A 16,109-nucleotide genomic window follows, 5' to 3' on the forward strand; every position below is an offset into this window, starting at 1 on the left:
TATGCCTAAGGAAATATTTGAAGTAGTAAGAGAGAGATTTCATTTATCTGATAAAAATTTATATATCGTTCAGGGACACTGGCCCAAAGAAGCTTCCATGGAGGTTTATCTGGACAATAAGAAGCTGGAAGTATCTGTAAAAGAAAATAATAATGTAAGTGCGCTGGAGCGCTTCCAGGATCCTGAGAAGCTGGAAGGAATGCAGGTAACGGCAGAAATCCGGATACCGGAAGACTTAAACGGTTTTCATAAACTGGTGATCTATGAGAAATTTGCGGATAAAAAAACAGCCTGGTTTTCTGTTACAACGCGTGAGCTGGAGAAAAAAAGAGACAGGCCACAGGTTTATTTCGAAGAGGAGAAAGCAGAACAGGGAACTGTACGCATCAGAGGATGGGCGATCGCGCAGAAGCCGGTAATGATCCGGATTTTTGACGCAGATAAGAAGCCGGTTACGGCTGAGATTCAGAGAACAGACAGAGTGGATGTAAACCAGCTGTTTGAAGAAGCCAAAAACCCGGGAAAAACAGGATTCTTTGCTGAGATTACGAATGTTTCCGGAAAATGCCTGTATGTAGTTTTTTATGCCGGAGACAAAAAAACCGTACATGTCGTTCCACTGAGAAAAGCAGATATTCTGGCGAAAAAAATAGACAAATACGTAGAAAAAGGTATTCGTTACTGGAAATCTCAGGGAGCAACGGCTTTGGCTGAGAAAGTAGTTACCAAAATCAAAAATGTACGTCAGGGCCCGCCGGTTTACCAGAAGTGGATCAGGCATCATCTGCCGGACAGGAGTGAGCTTGAGAAACAAAGGAAAACAACGTTTGCATATAATCCGAAGATTTCTTTTGTAGTGCCACTATATAAAACTCCAGAGAAATATTTGCGAAGGCTGGTCGAATCGCTTCAGGAGCAGACCTATTCAAACTGGGAACTTTGTTTCTCTGACGGAAGTGGTGCACAGTCACCTCTGACAGGTCTGTTAAAAGAGCTGACTGCGAAAGAGAAGAGAATCAAATATGTTTCTCATGAGGAGGCACTTCAGATATCAGAGAATACCAACAGCGCAATAGAACTTGCCACAGGTGATTTTATTGCCTTTGCAGATCACGATGATGAGCTGACACCAAATGCCCTGTTTGAATGTGTTAAGGCCTTGAATGACAAACCGGAAACACTGGTGATCTACACTGATGAAGATAAGATGTCAATGGATGGACATAAATTCTTCCAGCCACATTTTAAACCGGATTACAACCCGGATCTTTTGTGCACGGTAAATTATATCTGCCACCTGTTTGTAGTATCACGTAAAGTGATTGAAAAGACAGGTGGGCTCAGAAGCGAGTTTGACGGTGCGCAGGATTATGATTTTGTGTTCCGCTGTGTGGAAACAGTAAAACCAGAAGAAATCTGCCATATTCCAAAGATCTTGTATCACTGGCGCTGTCATGAGGATTCTACCGCGGAGAATCCGGAGAGTAAGCTTTATGCTTTTGAGGCAGGAAAACGTGCGGTTCAGGAGCACTATAACAGAATTGGTGTCAAGGCAGAGGTTTTCAAGGGAGAATATCTGGGATTATACAGAACGAAGTTTATCAGAGATTATGATCCTCTGATCTCTGTTATTATTCCGAATAAAGATCACATTGATGATCTGAAAAGATGTATGGATTCAATCGAGAAGAACTCTACTTACAAAAATTATGAATATATTATCGTAGAAAATAACAGCACAGATCCTGCGACCTTTGAGTATTATAAGAAACTGGAGGCAGAGAATCCGAAAGTGCATATGGTATATTGGGATGGAGTCTTTAATTATTCTGCAATCAATAATTACGGAGCATCTTTTGCGAAAGGAGAGTACCTGCTTCTTTTAAATAATGATACAGAGATCATCAATCCGGATTGTCTGGAAGAGCTTCTGGGATATTGTATGCGTGAAGATGTCGGAGCAGTAGGCGCCAGACTTTATTATGAGGATGATACGATTCAGCATGCCGGTGTTGTGATCGGTTTTGGCGGAATCGCAGGCCATTGCTTCGTTCAGCAGAAGAGAGGTACGACAGGATATTGCCACAGAATCATTTGCGCACAGGATTACAGTGCAGTCACAGCTGCCTGCATGATGGTAAAGAGATCTGCTTTTGATGCAGTAGGCGGACTTTCAGAAGAACTGGCAGTTGCATTTAATGATATTGATTTCTGTATGAAACTGAGACAGGCAGGATATCTGATCGTGTATAATCCATATGCGGAGTTATATCATTATGAATCCAAGTCCAGAGGTTTGGAAGATACTCCGGAGAAGGTAGCGCGTTTCAATAAGGAAATCGCTGCTTTTGAGAAAAAATGGCCGGATATTTTAAAAAATGGAGATCCGTATTATAATCCGAATCTTACATTGAAAAGCCAGGACTTTTCTTTAAAAAGAATTTGAGGCAGTACTCAAAAATTGCTGTTCACGTGCCGTTATTCTGAGATGGAAGGGAACAGTAACGCTCAAAAAATAATTGAATGTGAAAGAAGATATGTTAAAGAAAAAGAAAACAGAGATAAATGAAAAGACGATGACACTGGTCTTTGTGCTCCTTGCATTTGTACTTTTGACTGTCTGGGCGATGACGCAGCCATTTGATTCAGGACCGGATGAGCATATGAGATATCTTGTTGCAGATTATATATACAAGTATCATGGAGCACTCCCGCGGGGAGATGATCCGGAAGTCAGAAATAAGGTCTGGGGCATTTCCTATGCGTATTATCCGATCGTGTCCTATATGGTTTCTGCGGTATTTATGAGGATAGCCAGACTTTTTACAAATCCGGGATATTCTATATTTAAGATCGCGCGTATGGCAGATGTATTATTTGTCACAGGAGCGGTATATTTTGTAGTAAAAGCTTCCGGCAAATTATTTCCAAAGGAAAAATATTCCCCGGAGGTCAGATGGATGTTTGCAGCGCTTGCCGGATTTATGCCGCAGGCAATTTTTCTGGGAACTTATGTAAATACAGATTCTCTGGCACTTTTGGCAGCAGCAATGATTCTGTACGCGTGGGCTTCTTATCTTCGGGAGGACTGGACATGGAAGAACTGCATTGTCCTTGCTGTGGGAATGGCAGTTTGTGCGTTATCTTATTACAATGCATATGGCTGGATACTTTGTAGTTTTTTCTTTTTCTGCCTTACAATACTGCTTGGCAGGGAGGAGCCTTTCCCACAGAGAATCCGTTTTCTTTTTAGCCGGGGAATTGTGATTGCAGGAGTAACGATACTGCTTTGCGGCTGGTGGTTTATCCGTAATGCAGTTTTGTATAATGGTGATTTTCTTGGAAGAAGATCCTGCGCGGAATGTGCCGAGAAATATGCGCAGAAGGACTACAGACCATCTCTTTATCCTACACCGGAGAAGCTGAAATGGAGCTGGAAAGACATTATTTTTTATCAGGATCCGGGATGGTATCATAACTGGGCATTGACTGTGTGCGTAAGCTTTATTGGTACATTTGGGCTGATGGAGATTTATATGCCATATGCTGTGAGCAAAATGTACATTGTATTTTTTGCAGTTGGAATATTAAGTGTTTTTCTGACAAGAGGGATATTTAACCTCCGAAAGACAATGTATATCCGACAGAAGAAAACGGTAGCAGGTGATACCTGGAAGATCAAGGCAAAAGTGACGTCGGGAAAGTGTAATGTAGAGGGAATCTTCCATTGGATGATGATCTTGCTGATCGTTATTCCGGTGATTTTATTTATGGATTATGTGTATTACAATGATAATCAGGCACAGGGAAGATATCTGATGCCTGCGTTATATCCTCTGATGTATTTTGTTACACTGGGCTGGAACAAGATTCTGACTAAGGTAATAAAAAATGAAAAAGTGAGAGGCTGGATATATAAAGCAATCACTGCTTTACTCGTCATTTCACCGTTTGCATGCTGGGCATTTCTTATAGTACCGTTTTATGCGAAATAAAGGATGAAAGTTTATCTGGCGTTTTGTTTCAACAACTTTATCGTGCAGGCACGAACGGCTTTCTGACCTTTTGCCCCTGATATCATAATATATTGGAATAAAAAAGAGACATAAAACAAGGTAGGAGTTATTTTACAAAGAATAAGTTCTACCTTGTTTTTTATGTCTCTTTTTGGTTACGATTATCTGCACGTTTGCCTGTTTTAACGGCAGGTTTTGTCAGATAATAGGAATTGTAAATCAGGACCGGATTACTTTGACCAGCAGGAATAAAAAGAATAACAGGAATGCAGCTCCGATCGCACCGATGATATAATACGGTGTCGTTGTATGAGAAGCAGAGTAATTCTGTGCTGCTTCCATATTCTTCTGGCCGGTAACGGCAGCATCATTTGACTGTTGCTCAGTATCTTCAAGGATCGCGGTTCCGACAGGGGTTCCGCCAAAGTAGTACTGGCGTGTGATCTGTCCGTCAGAAGAGGTATCCTCTGTAGTCAGGTTATCTTCTGTTGCACCGTTAGGAGCAATAACAGTACCGCCGGAAAGACGGTTGAAGTCAGTGTCAGCAATCGTTAACGGAGAGAAATTGTCAAATCCGTAATTAAGGAGCGCAATCGCCTCGTCGTCCGTAACACCGGATGCGCCATTTAAGACTACGCAGACAAGCTTCATATTATTCTTGGCTGCCTCGCAGACAAGCGTACTTCCGGAAGCTTCGGTATAGCCTTCTTTTCCACCGATACATGGTTCATAATAACCGTCACTGGCATTATTGATCATGGTAAAACTGTTTGTAAGTACACGTTCACCGCCGGATACGTTGGTTGCCGGGAGTGTATAGGAAGTAGTTGCGGCAATGGTTCTGAAAGTCTCGTTTGCCATGGCTGCTTCCATGATCAGAGCCATGTCATGCGCCGTTATATGCTGATTTTCATCAGGAAGCCCAGTCGGGTTGGTAAAGACTGTATTGGTACATCCAAGTTCCTGGGCACGTGCGTTCATTGTCTGTACGAAGGCATCTACAGAACCTCCGACGTGCTCTGCTACCTGCAATGCGATATCATTTGCGGATGCGACCATAATTGCATATAAACATTGCTCCATAGTGAAGACTTCATCAAGCTGTGAGGAAATATTCGCTCCACCATCCGTAACACCGGATACGCCGGTTGCAGTCATAGTTACCTGATCATCCAGACTGCTGTTCTCAAGGGCGACCAGACAGGTCATAACTTTGACTGCGCTGGCAGGATAAAGAGCCTGGTCGGCATTCTTGGAATAGAGAACTGTATTGGTTGAGGTTTCCATTACAATAGCAGCAGTGGATGAAATATCGGAAGCCTGTGGCCATCCGTCAATACCGTTGGTAGTGACAACAGATGGGTCGGCAGTCTGTGGTTGCGCGGCAGTATCCGTGGCTTGTGCTGTTTCTTCAGCAGCAAAGACCGGAAGCTGGGAACATATAGTGACTGCACTAAGTCCCAGAGCCAGAAGCGCTGCGGTAATTCTTTTTTTCTTCATGGTATATTAAAACTCCTGTTTTTTAGTTCCAGATTGCCTGCGGCAATGGAATTTTGGCTTGTATGTCTCGGATTTTGGCATATACATGCCAAAACACCTCGCGGGATAGTGGCATGTGAACAGTAACAGTATAACACATTTAGCGTGTTTCTTGCAAAAAATATCATACAATGTTAAAATAAAAAATCATAGTAAAAATCGAGGTTAATATATGAGAAAAAAACAATCGGCAGGAGGAAAGATCCAGTGGTCGAAAATGCTGAAGAAACTTTCTCCGTATACGATTCAGAAAGGTTTTCGTTATCTGAAGCATTATGGCCCGAAAGAATTCTGGATCAGGCTGCATGAACGTTTTGAACCGGAAGAAGTGCCGTATGGTCCATGGTATGCGGCTTATGTTCCGGATGAAGAAACACTTGAGAAACAAAGGAAACATAAATTCAACTATGCACCACTGATCAGTATCGCGGTGCCTGCCTATCAGACTCCCGTAGAATTTCTGAAGCAGATGATAGAATCACTGATCAGCCAGACTTACACAGAATGGGAATTGTGTATTGCGAATGCAAGTCCGGATAATGAAGAGATGCAGAGAGTTCTGGCAGATTATTCGGCAAAAGATGTCCGGGTAAGGTTTTGTAACCTGAAAGAAAATCTTGGCATTGCGGAGAATACAAACCGTGCTTTTGCCATGGCAAAGGGCGAATTTATGGGACTTCTCGACCATGATGACTTGTTGGCTCCGAATGCATTGTATGAGATCGTGAATGCACTGCAGGATCATCCGCAGGCAGATGCACTTTATACAGATGAGGATAAGGTAACGACAGATCTGGACGAGCATTTTCAGCCGCATCTGAAGCCGGACTTTAATCTGGATCTGCTGCGTTCAAATAACTATATCTGCCATTTCTTTGTGGTACGCAGAAGCATAATAGAGAAGGCAGGAGGTTTCCGAAAAGAGTTTGACGGGGCACAGGATTATGATTTTATTTTCCGCTGCACAGAGAATGCCAGAGAAGTGCTGCATGTTCCGGAGATTTTGTATCACTGGAGAACACATAAAGCGTCCACAGCAGATAATCCGGCCAGCAAGATGTACGCTTTTGAAGCGGGAAAGAGGGCGATAGAGGCTCATCTTGAGAGAACGGGTACGAAAGGTACCGTAAGCCATACACAGGATCTGGGGTTTTACCGGGTGAAATATCCGGTACAGGGAGAACCACTGGTTTCTGTGATCATTCCGAATAAAGATGAGAAAGAGACCCTGCAGACTTGTCTGGAGTCATTAAAGAAGAATACATCCTATCAGAACTTTGAAATCATAATCATAGAGAATAACAGTACGACAGAAGAGATTTTCAAATACTATAAAGAACTTTCCAGAGATCAGCAAATACATCTTCTGCGCTGGGGAAAAGAATTTAATTATTCTGCTATTAATAACTTTGGTGTAGCGCATGCCAGAGGAGAATATCTGCTTTTTTTGAACAATGATGTGAAATCTATTGAGCCGGACTGGATGGAAGAGATGCTTGGCGTATGCCAGAGACCGGAAGTCGGCGGTGTTGGAGCGAAGCTGATTTATCCTGACAATACGATTCAGCATGCGGGATGCGTGATTGGAATGGGCGGGATCGCAGGGCATATGTTTGTTGATATGCCGGCAGATCGTACGGGATACCTTCACAAGGCATCTCTGCTTCAGGATATGAGTGCAGTTACCGCAGCATGCCTGATGATGAAGAAAGAAGTATTTGAGCGGGCCGGAGGATTTACAGAAGAACTCGCAGTTGCATTTAATGATGTAGATCTGTGCCTGAAAGTACGAAAGAATAATCATCTGGTTGTATACGATCCATATGCAAAGCTTTATCATATGGAGTCAAAAACAAGAGGAGCCGAGGACAGTAAAGAGAAAGTACGTCGTTTTCAGACGGAAATTGAATATATGCGATGTCATTGGATGGACATCCTTAAAAACGGAGATCCTTATTATAATAAAAACCTGTCCCTTACTAAATGGAATTACTCTCTGAAGCCGATTCCCGGAATGGAGACTGCCGAAACAAGAAATGGACAGAAGAAAGAGAATACAGGGAGGAAATCATGCAGGAAGTATCAGTGATTATTCCGAACTTTAACGGGATGGCTTATCTGGATGGCGTACTTGCAGGCCTGGAGTGCCAGTCAGTGAATAATTTTGAAGTGATTCTGGTGGACAATGGATCAAGTGACGGAAGCTGCGCATTTGTTGCAGCGAGGTATCCATGGGTTCATCTGATCGAACTGCCGGAGAATTTTGGCTTTTGTAAAGCGGTCAATGAAGGGATAAAGGCATCCAGGGCACCGTATGTGCTGCTGTTGAATAATGATATAGAAGTAACTGAGAATTTTATAGAGGAAATGATCTTTGCCATTAAAAGACACCCGAAGGCTTTCTCATGTGCAGCCAGAATGATTCAGTTCCATGACAGAGACAAACTGGATGATGCAGGAAATTATTACTGTGCGCTTGGCTGGGCCTATGCCAGAGGAAAGGGAAAAGATATTCATACTTACGAGAAAGAAGAGCAGATCTTTGCTTCCTGTGCAGGTGCGGCTATTTACAGAAAGAAGCTTTTTGATAAGATCGGATACTTTGATGAAGAACATTTTGCATATCTTGAAGATATGGATGTAGGATACAGAGCAAGGATCCACGGATATGAAAACTGGTATGCACCGGATGCGATGGTATATCATGTGGGAAGCGGGACAAGCGGTTCCAGGTATAATCAATTTAAGATTCGCTATTCTTCCAGAAATAATATTTACCTGATCTATAAGAACATGCCGGTTTTGCAGATCATTATAAATCTTCCGTTCCTTGTGGTGGGATTTGGAATTAAAATTCTGTTTTTCGCATTAAAAGGATTTGGCAGAGAATATATAGCGGGAATTAAAAACGGTTTTCAGATCAGCAGAAAAAATCAAAAAGTATCTTTTAAACTTCGGAATTTACCAAACTATTTAAAGATACAGCTTGAATTGTGGGTGAATATCTTCCGGCGCTTTTGCGGATGATAAGAAAAAGCAGTAAAATATAACAAATAGATTCATGGAAATTTTATAAAATTAAGAAGAAGATTTTATTGCTTTTGTAAATCAACTATTATAATATAGAAGCGATAGTAACTGTGATAAAGAGGATATGGTTACGAATCGATAAAAATGAGGTGACAAAAGATTGTTAAAAGACAATGAAAAGAATTTCAGTCGTCTCCATATGCTTGTTGATGCGATCGTACTGGTATTATCTTACTTTCTTGCGTGGCTGATTCGTTTTGTGGGACCTATGGCGGCAACGGCAGTCCGTACAAGAAGTTTTAAGCAGTACATGCTGATGCTGGTCCTCATTGTACCTGTATATTTGTTGCTGTATCAGGCATTTACATTGTACACTCCTATGCGGATGCAGGGGCGCCGACTTGTGCTGGCCAATATTATAAAGGCCAATTCACTCGGGCTCCTTATTCTCATGTTTACATTTTATATGATTGATGAAAGTGATTACTCACGTTCCACATATATTATGTTCTATGTGATTAATATCATACTCCAGTGGTGTGCCCGAATGCTGATATTTACCATTCTCCGGGATATGCGTGAGAAGGGACTTAATCAGAAACAGATGATATGTGTAGGATATAGCCGTGCAGCAGAGGAATATATTGATCGTGTTCTTGCAAATCCTCAGTGGGGATATGTGATACGCGGAATACTTGATGACAACATACCGGCAGGCACAGAATACAAAGGTATTAAGGTCCTTGGAAGAATTGCCAATTTGAATGTGATACTTCCGGAAAACCGTTTGGATGAGATCGCGATCACTCTGGGGTTAAGCGAGTATTATCGCCTGGAAGAGATCGTGGCATTGTGTGAAAAGTCAGGAGTACACACGAAGTTTATTCCGGACTATAATAAGATTATTCCGACGAAACCATATACAGAGGATATTCTGGGACTTCCGGTCATCAACATCCGTTATGTGCCGTTAAACAATACATTCAATGCATTGGTCAAGCGCGCTATGGATATTGTTGGTTCAATCGTGGGAATTATTGTGACTTCGCCATTGATGCTTCTGATGTGTCTGATTATCAAACTGACTTCGCCGGGGCCATTGATTTATAAGCAGGAGAGAGTCGGACTTCACAATCAGACTTTCTGGATGTATAAATTCCGTTCTATGGAAGTACAGCCGGAGTCGGAAGAGAAGAAGGCATGGACAGTAAAGAATGATCCAAGAGTAACACCAATCGGAAAGTTTATGCGTCACACAAGCATTGATGAGCTCCCACAGCTTTTTAATATACTGAAAGGTAATATGAGCCTCGTGGGACCACGTCCAGAGCGACCATTTTTTGTGGAGAAATTCAGAGAAGAAATTCCGAGATATATGGTCAAACATCAGGTGCGTCCGGGACTTACCGGATGGGCGCAGGTAAATGGGTATCGTGGAGATACTTCCATAAGGAAAAGAATAGAATGTGACCTTTATTATATTGAAAACTGGAGTATCGGACTGGATATCAAGATCATATTCCTTACATTTTTCAAGGGATTTATAAACAAGAATGCATATTAAGATAAGGGGAAAGAGTATGGCTAAACCAGGAAAAAAGAGAAAAGTACTGTTTGTGCTTGAGATTATCGTACTGTTGCTGTTCATTGGCGGATTATATGTATATGGACAGATTTCCTCCAGACTGGATAAGATCGAACAGCCGGAACTGGATCAGGAAAAAGTAATCGTAAACCAGGAAGCACCGAAGATGACAGGATATAAGACCTATGTAATGTTTGGTATTGATACCAGAGGAGAGGGTTCTCAGTATTCTGCACAGAACAGTGATACAATGATCATTGTAAGTGTAAATAATGATACGAAAGAAGTACGAATGGTATCCGTATACAGAGATACACTTCTGAATATTGGAGATGACACATATACAAAGGCAAATGCGGCTTATGCATATGGCGGACCGGAACAGGCGATTTCCATGTTAAATACAAACCTGGATCTGGATATCTCTGATTATGCTACAGCTGATTTCTCTGCGCTTGTAGAAGTAGTAGATGACCTTGGCGGTCTTGATATTCCGTTATCTTATGCTGAGATCGAGCATATGAATAACTATTGCGTAGAAACTTCCAAACTGACAGGAAAAGATTACACACCGATCGAGAAACCGGAACCAAAACCGGAAGATCAGGAAGCTACAGTTGGAACTTATCATCTGAATGGTGTACAGGTAACTTCTTACTGCCGTATCCGTTATACCGCAAGTCTGGATATGGGACGTACAGAACGTCAGAGACGTGTACTGGGAATGCTTTTTGATAAGGCAAAGATAGCAGGTCTTTCTTCTATTTTTAAGATCATGGATGATGTGTTCCCTATGGTAACGACTTCTCTTTCCAAGCAGGATATTCTGGGACTGATTCCTACTCTGGTAGGATATAAATTTACTGACAGTACAGGTTTCCCGCAGAAGTATAAATTCTCAAATATCAAAGGAAGTATTATCGTTCCTACAGATCTTGAGAACAACGTAGTTGAACTTCATAAGTTCCTGTACAATGATCAGGATTATACTCCATCTTCAGAGGTAGTTGCGCGCAGTAATAAGATTCTGGAGATCGTTGGTGGAGAGAGTAAGCTGGATGATGCTTCAACAGCTACATCCCAGCAGACGGATACCACTAATACAGCAGATACCTTTGTATGGTCTGGCGATAACAGTTCCGGAGGTACAGATTATAGTGGCGATTACAGCTATGATAATGACTATGATAATAGTTATGATAATGGCGGCAGCTATGATGATAACACCGGCGGTGGAGATTATGATAATGGCGGCGGTGATGACGATAACACCGGCGGCGGAGACTACGATAATGGCGGTGGTGATAATAATACCGGCGGTGACGATGGCGGCGGTGATGATGGCGGCGGCGATTATTCCGGCGGAGATGACACCGGTGGCGATACCGGGTTTGATGACGGCGGAGACGCAGATTCAGGAACAAGTTCAGAAGAGGAGTAATCAGGAAACTGAATAAGATTACAAAAGAGGACCATCCATCGGTGAGGATGGTCCTCTTTTTCAGATAAGGAGCAGCGATGACGGATAATATTGATAAATATAACAAAGGTAATGCGACAGTTAAGAATGGGGCAGATGATCAGAAATCTGATAAAACGGATAACTTAGAGAATAATATTGAAGACAACGAGAGAAAGATGGTAGATGTGATCATTCCAACATATCGTCCGGCAAAGGAATTTGGAGAACTGCTTCACCGATTGGAGAAACAGGAATACCGTCCGAATAGAATTCTTGTCATGAATACAGGAAAAGAATATTGGAACAGTGAATGGGAGAACTATCCACTTCTTGAAGTTCATCATCTTGATCAGAAAGATTTTGACCACGGAGGAACCAGAAAGAGAGCGGCAGAGCTTTCGACAGCGGATATTATGGTTTTTATGACACAGGATGCACTTCCGGCAGACCGGAAAATGATCGGAAATCTGGTTCGCGCAGTCAGCAGGAATTCAGGTACGGGTGCAGCCTATGCGAGACAATTACCAAACGCAGACTGCCGTTTCCTGGAACGTTATACCCGTTCGTTTAATTATCCGGAACAGTCTTCGGTCAAATCGCTGTCGGATGTTGAAACGTATGGAATCAAAACTTACTTTTGCTCCAATGTATGCGCAGCTTATGACAGAGAGATTTATCAAAAAATCGGTGGATTTGTAAACCGGGCGATTTTTAACGAGGATATGATCTATGCCGGAACAATGGTGCAACAGGGTTATTCTGTGGCCTATACGGCAGATGCGAAAGTCTATCATTCTCATAATTATTCAGGAAAGCAGCAGTTTCACAGAAATTTTGATCTTGGTGTATCTCAGGCAGAACATCCGGAGATTTTTGAAGGCGTACCTTCCGAAGGCGAGGGAATCCGTCTGGTTAAAAAGAGTCTGAATTATCTGCTCAGAACAGGACATATCTGGCTGATTCCACAGCTGATCTGGCAGAGCGGAATGAAATATGCGGGATATTTTCTGGGAAAAAGATATAAAAAACTGCCACAAAAAGTGATTCTGGCATGTACGATGAGTCCGTATTACTGGAAGAAAAAAGACAGTGAATAACAGGAGAGATTCATAGTCTTGCAGAACACGCCAATTTACGATTATTGTCACATTTTGAACACAATTAGTTGCTATACTGAACCCATAATTTAAATCGAATCAAGTAAGTCCCCTGCGGAGGTTGCGAGGAGCAATAAGCAATAAGCAGTGGGTGGGACTTGCTTGTATCAGGAGGGGTACAAGCCCTCCTGATAAACTGCGGAGCAGTTATTCGGTGTAGAGCCACGTAGCGAAAGCGGGACGGACAGTAATATAGAAAGGGACAGAAGGGAGCGGATTATATGAATGATGAGACAAACTGGGGTGAAGAGCAGAAGAATCCCGGACAACAACCACCCAGATATCAGCATTATCAATTTCATGAAGAATCCCGGACGGCGTTGACAACACCAGATCCCTCTGATAATAAAAAGAATCGAAATTCTTTTCAGAAAAAAGCAGGAACTACGATCGCACTGGCTGTGATTTTCGGGCTGGTGGCATCGGTAGTATTTCAGACGGCAAACTTTACAGCGGACAGACTTTTCGATGCAGGCAAATCTGATGTTCAGATAAAAACCACGGAGAGTGTAGATCAGCAGGAGGCAACAACAGACAGTGCAGATGAGACTGCGACAGCTGCTTCTGAGAACGGAAATGTGGCAGCAGTAGCACAGGCTTCCATGCCCTCAGTAGTTGCGATTACTACAGTAAGTGTTCAGGAGATACCAAGTTTCTTTGGGTATGGTTCACGTCAGTATAAAAGCGCAGCAAGTGGTTCAGGAATTATCGTCGGGGATAATGATGATGAACTCCTGATCGCTACGAACAATCATGTGGTAGAGGGTGCGACAACGTTAAGCGTCTGCTTTATCGGAGATGATGTGTCAAGTGCGGAAACAGAGACAGTGAATGCCGGTGATAATGGAGATCTGAATGTGGAAGATGCGGTCAGTGCCAAGATTAAAGGTACTGATGCGGACAACGATCTGGCTGTAGTTGCAGTACAGAAAGCTGACATTCCTGAGGATACTCTGAATCAGATTAAGATAGCGCAGATAGGAAGTTCGGATGATTTAGTAGTTGGACAGCAGGTGGTGGCTATTGGTAATGCATTAGGGTATGGACAGTCTGTTACATCCGGATGGGTAAGCGCATTGAACAGAACAATTTCTACAGAAGATGGAACAGACAGTACAGGACTGATCCAGACCGATGCAGCAATCAATCCCGGAAACAGCGGAGGCGCACTGCTTGATATGAAAGGACAGCTGATTGGAATCAATTCCGCAAAATATGCAGACAGTTCCGTAGAAGGTATGGGATATGCCATTCCAATTTCCAAGGCGAAACCAATTCTGGAGGATCTGATGAACCGTGAGACCAGAGAGAAGGTTGATACCAGCGAGAAAGGGTATCTGGGAGTTGTACTCGCAAACCTGACGACAGAAGCAATTCAGATGTATAATATGCCGACAGGTGCTTTCGTAAGAGGCGTAGAAGAAGGTTCGCCGGCAGAGGAAAGTGGTATTTGCAAGGGCGACATTATTGTGAAATTTGATGGCCAGAAAGTTAGCGATGGTGATGATCTGCTGGATAAATTACAATACTATAAATCCGGTGAGAAAATAGAAGTTGTTGTGGCAAGATCGGATAATGGAGAGTATAAGGAAAGTACAATAGAGCTGACTCTCGGAACCAGACCGGATAACGAATAAAAAATATATGGTATCCATATGAAAATTCAAAAAGGCATCGCCGTATGGTGGTGCCTTTGTTACTGTTCACTCCGTTCTCAGTAAAGTGTCTTTTTCTGAATTTGGTTGTTTATAAAAGTTTTATTTTGTGATAGAGACAGAGTATGGTATAATCCTATATAAGCAAATCAAAACCACTGACAGGCGTCTATTAATGAACTGGGTATAATTTGCTTTTGAATGTGAATAAACATGGAAAGGAGTCATTATGAGCGAGAACTATAATGATGATGAAATAATAGATAACGATACAGATGATGGAGAAGAGAAGAAAGATAAAGCAGAGAAATTCTGTTTCCTTTGCCGCAGACCGGAGAGTAAGGCTGGCCCGATGATTGAACTGCCGAATAATATCCACGTCTGCACAGATTGTATGCAGAAGAGCTTTAATTCTATGAATCAGCAGTTCAATGACGGAAAATTTAATTATTCAGATCTTCTGAATATGCCTAATGTAAGCATGATCGATCTGAGCAGTTTCCAGAATCCTGTTCAGCAGCCGAAGAAGGCCAGGAAGAAAAAGAAAGAGGAGAAGCCGGTTCTGGATCTTAAGAACATTCCGGCTCCACATAAAATCAAAGAAACTCTTGACCAGTATGTGATCGGTCAGGACAAGGCTAAGAAAGTAATGTCTGTGGCTGTTTACAATCATTATAAGCGTGTGGCGACGGACACTATGGATGAGATCGAAATCGAGAAGTCCAACATGCTGATGATCGGACCTACCGGATGCGGTAAGACCTATCTTGTAAAGACACTCGCGAAACTTCTTGATGTACCGCTTGCTATCGCTGATGCAACGTCTCTTACAGAAGCCGGATATATCGGTGATGATATAGAGAGTGTTGTTTCCAAGCTGCTGGCGGCGGCAGACAATGATGTGGAGCGTGCAGAACATGGCATTATTTTCATTGATGAGATCGATAAGATCGCGAAGAAAAAGAATACCAATCAGCGAGATGTCAGTGGTGAGGCTGTGCAGCAGGGAATGCTGAAACTTCTTGAGGGAAGTGAAGTGGAAGTCCCGGTAGGAGCAAACAGCAAAAATGCGATGGTGCCGCTTGTAACGGTAAATACACGTAATATTCTGTTTATCTGTGGCGGCGCTTTCCCGGATCTGGAGAACATCATCAAGGAAAGACTGAATAAACAGGCATCCATTGGCTTCTATGCAGATCTTAAAGACAAATATGACAATGATCCACATATTCTTCAGAAAGTAACCGTGGAGGATATCCGTAACTTTGGAATGATACCGGAATTTATCGGACGACTTCCGATTATTTTCACTCTGGATGGCCTGACTGAGGATATGCTGGTGAAGATTCTGAAAGAGCCTAAGAATGCGATACTTAAGCAGTATCAGAAGCTTCTGGCACTGGATGAAGTAAAACTGGAGTTTGAAGACGGAGCACTTCACGCGATTGCAGCAAAGGCATTAAAGAAAGATACAGGTGCCAGAGCACTTCGCGCGATTCTGGAGGAATACATGCTTGATATCATGTATGAGATTCCAAAGGATGACAGCATAGGTGAGGTAGTGATCACGAAAGAATACATAGAAGGAAATGGGGGTCCGAGAATCCTTCTTCGTGGTCAGGAACCTGTACTGCTGGAGGGCGTTCACTGATTGTAAATATCCGT

10 protein-coding genes are annotated in these 16,109 nt (G+C 42.6%); 9 read left to right on the forward strand and 1 reads right to left on the reverse strand.

Annotation, left to right across the window (positions count from 1 at the left end; translation table 11 throughout):
- Position 1 precedes the first annotated feature (1 nt).
- Entirely contained in the window at positions 2-2,446 is a 2,445-nt protein-coding gene (locus tag AC058W_RS01895) for a glycosyltransferase family 2 protein (RefSeq protein WP_117676220.1), read from the forward strand.
- A 91-nt stretch (positions 2,447-2,537) separates the two neighbouring features.
- Positions 2,538-3,995 (forward strand): ArnT family glycosyltransferase, encoded by a 1,458-nt coding sequence (locus tag AC058W_RS01900; protein ID WP_117676219.1) that lies wholly within the window; start codon positions 2,538-2,540, stop codon positions 3,993-3,995.
- Between the two features lie 240 nt (positions 3,996-4,235).
- Here the strand turns inward: AC058W_RS01900 and AC058W_RS01905 are convergent, their stop codons facing one another.
- Positions 4,236-5,516, reverse strand: a complete 1,281-nt coding sequence (locus AC058W_RS01905; protein ID WP_117844856.1) for a D-alanyl-D-alanine carboxypeptidase family protein — start codon at positions 5,514-5,516, stop codon at positions 4,236-4,238.
- A 211-nt stretch (positions 5,517-5,727) separates the two neighbouring features.
- Here AC058W_RS01905 and AC058W_RS01910 point away from each other — a divergent pair, with 211 nt between their 5' ends.
- The 7 genes from AC058W_RS01910 to clpX all read left to right on the forward strand — a co-directional run bounded on the left by AC058W_RS01910 (position 5,728) and on the right by clpX (position 16,095).
- Complete coding sequence (locus tag AC058W_RS01910; protein WP_119244749.1) at positions 5,728-7,644, forward strand: glycosyltransferase family 2 protein; 1,917 nt, start codon at positions 5,728-5,730, stop codon at positions 7,642-7,644.
- Positions 7,626-8,582 carry a glycosyltransferase family 2 protein gene (locus tag AC058W_RS01915; RefSeq protein ID WP_118590787.1) on the forward strand — a complete coding sequence of 319 codons (957 nt, stop codon included), beginning with the start codon at positions 7,626-7,628 and terminating at the stop codon, positions 8,580-8,582. The genes AC058W_RS01910 and AC058W_RS01915 overlap by 19 nt, the downstream gene beginning before the upstream one ends.
- Positions 8,583-8,745: 163 nt before the next feature.
- The gene (locus tag AC058W_RS01920; RefSeq protein WP_117676153.1) at positions 8,746-10,149 is read left to right on the forward strand and encodes an undecaprenyl-phosphate glucose phosphotransferase; all 1,404 of its coding nucleotides are present in this window, start codon (positions 8,746-8,748) and stop codon (positions 10,147-10,149) included.
- A gap of 16 nt (positions 10,150-10,165) precedes the next feature.
- The gene (locus tag AC058W_RS01925; protein WP_118247462.1) at positions 10,166-11,611 is read left to right on the forward strand and encodes an LCP family protein; all 1,446 of its coding nucleotides are present in this window, start codon (positions 10,166-10,168) and stop codon (positions 11,609-11,611) included.
- Between the two features lie 197 nt (positions 11,612-11,808).
- Complete coding sequence (locus AC058W_RS01930) at positions 11,809-12,729, forward strand: glycosyltransferase family 2 protein (protein WP_118411170.1); 921 nt, start codon at positions 11,809-11,811, stop codon at positions 12,727-12,729.
- Positions 12,730-13,010: 281 nt separating this feature from the next.
- On the forward strand, positions 13,011-14,426 hold the full coding sequence (locus AC058W_RS01935; protein WP_479389642.1) for a S1C family serine protease: 1,416 nt from the start codon (positions 13,011-13,013) through the stop codon (positions 14,424-14,426).
- A 247-nt stretch (positions 14,427-14,673) separates the two neighbouring features.
- Positions 14,674-16,095 carry an ATP-dependent Clp protease ATP-binding subunit ClpX gene (gene clpX, locus AC058W_RS01940; RefSeq protein WP_117676147.1) on the forward strand — a complete coding sequence of 474 codons (1,422 nt, stop codon included), beginning with the start codon at positions 14,674-14,676 and terminating at the stop codon, positions 16,093-16,095.
- The last annotated feature ends 14 nt before the right edge of the window (positions 16,096-16,109 follow it).

It is taken from the genome of Blautia sp. CGZ-1-C1 (genome assembly GCF_056504575.1).

What these genes read in the sequence shown, in the direction of transcription:
- AC058W_RS01895 (WP_117676220.1), top strand. Translation starts at nt 2, where the DNA reads ATGCCTAAGGAAATATTTGAAGTAGTAAGAGAGAGATTTCATTTATCT.
- AC058W_RS01900 (WP_117676219.1), top strand. Translation starts at nt 2,538, where the DNA reads ATGTTAAAGAAAAAGAAAACAGAGATAAATGAAAAGACGATGACACTG.
- AC058W_RS01905 (WP_117844856.1), bottom strand. Translation starts at nt 5,516, where the DNA reads ATGAAGAAAAAAAGAATTACCGCAGCGCTTCTGGCTCTGGGACTTAGT.
- AC058W_RS01910 (WP_119244749.1), top strand. Translation starts at nt 5,728, where the DNA reads ATGAGAAAAAAACAATCGGCAGGAGGAAAGATCCAGTGGTCGAAAATG.
- AC058W_RS01915 (WP_118590787.1), top strand. Translation starts at nt 7,626, where the DNA reads ATGCAGGAAGTATCAGTGATTATTCCGAACTTTAACGGGATGGCTTAT.
- AC058W_RS01925 (WP_118247462.1), top strand. Translation starts at nt 10,166, where the DNA reads ATGGCTAAACCAGGAAAAAAGAGAAAAGTACTGTTTGTGCTTGAGATT.
- AC058W_RS01930 (WP_118411170.1), top strand. Translation starts at nt 11,809, where the DNA reads ATGGTAGATGTGATCATTCCAACATATCGTCCGGCAAAGGAATTTGGA.
- AC058W_RS01935 (WP_479389642.1), top strand. Translation starts at nt 13,011, where the DNA reads ATGAATGATGAGACAAACTGGGGTGAAGAGCAGAAGAATCCCGGACAA.
- clpX (WP_117676147.1), top strand. Translation starts at nt 14,674, where the DNA reads ATGAGCGAGAACTATAATGATGATGAAATAATAGATAACGATACAGAT.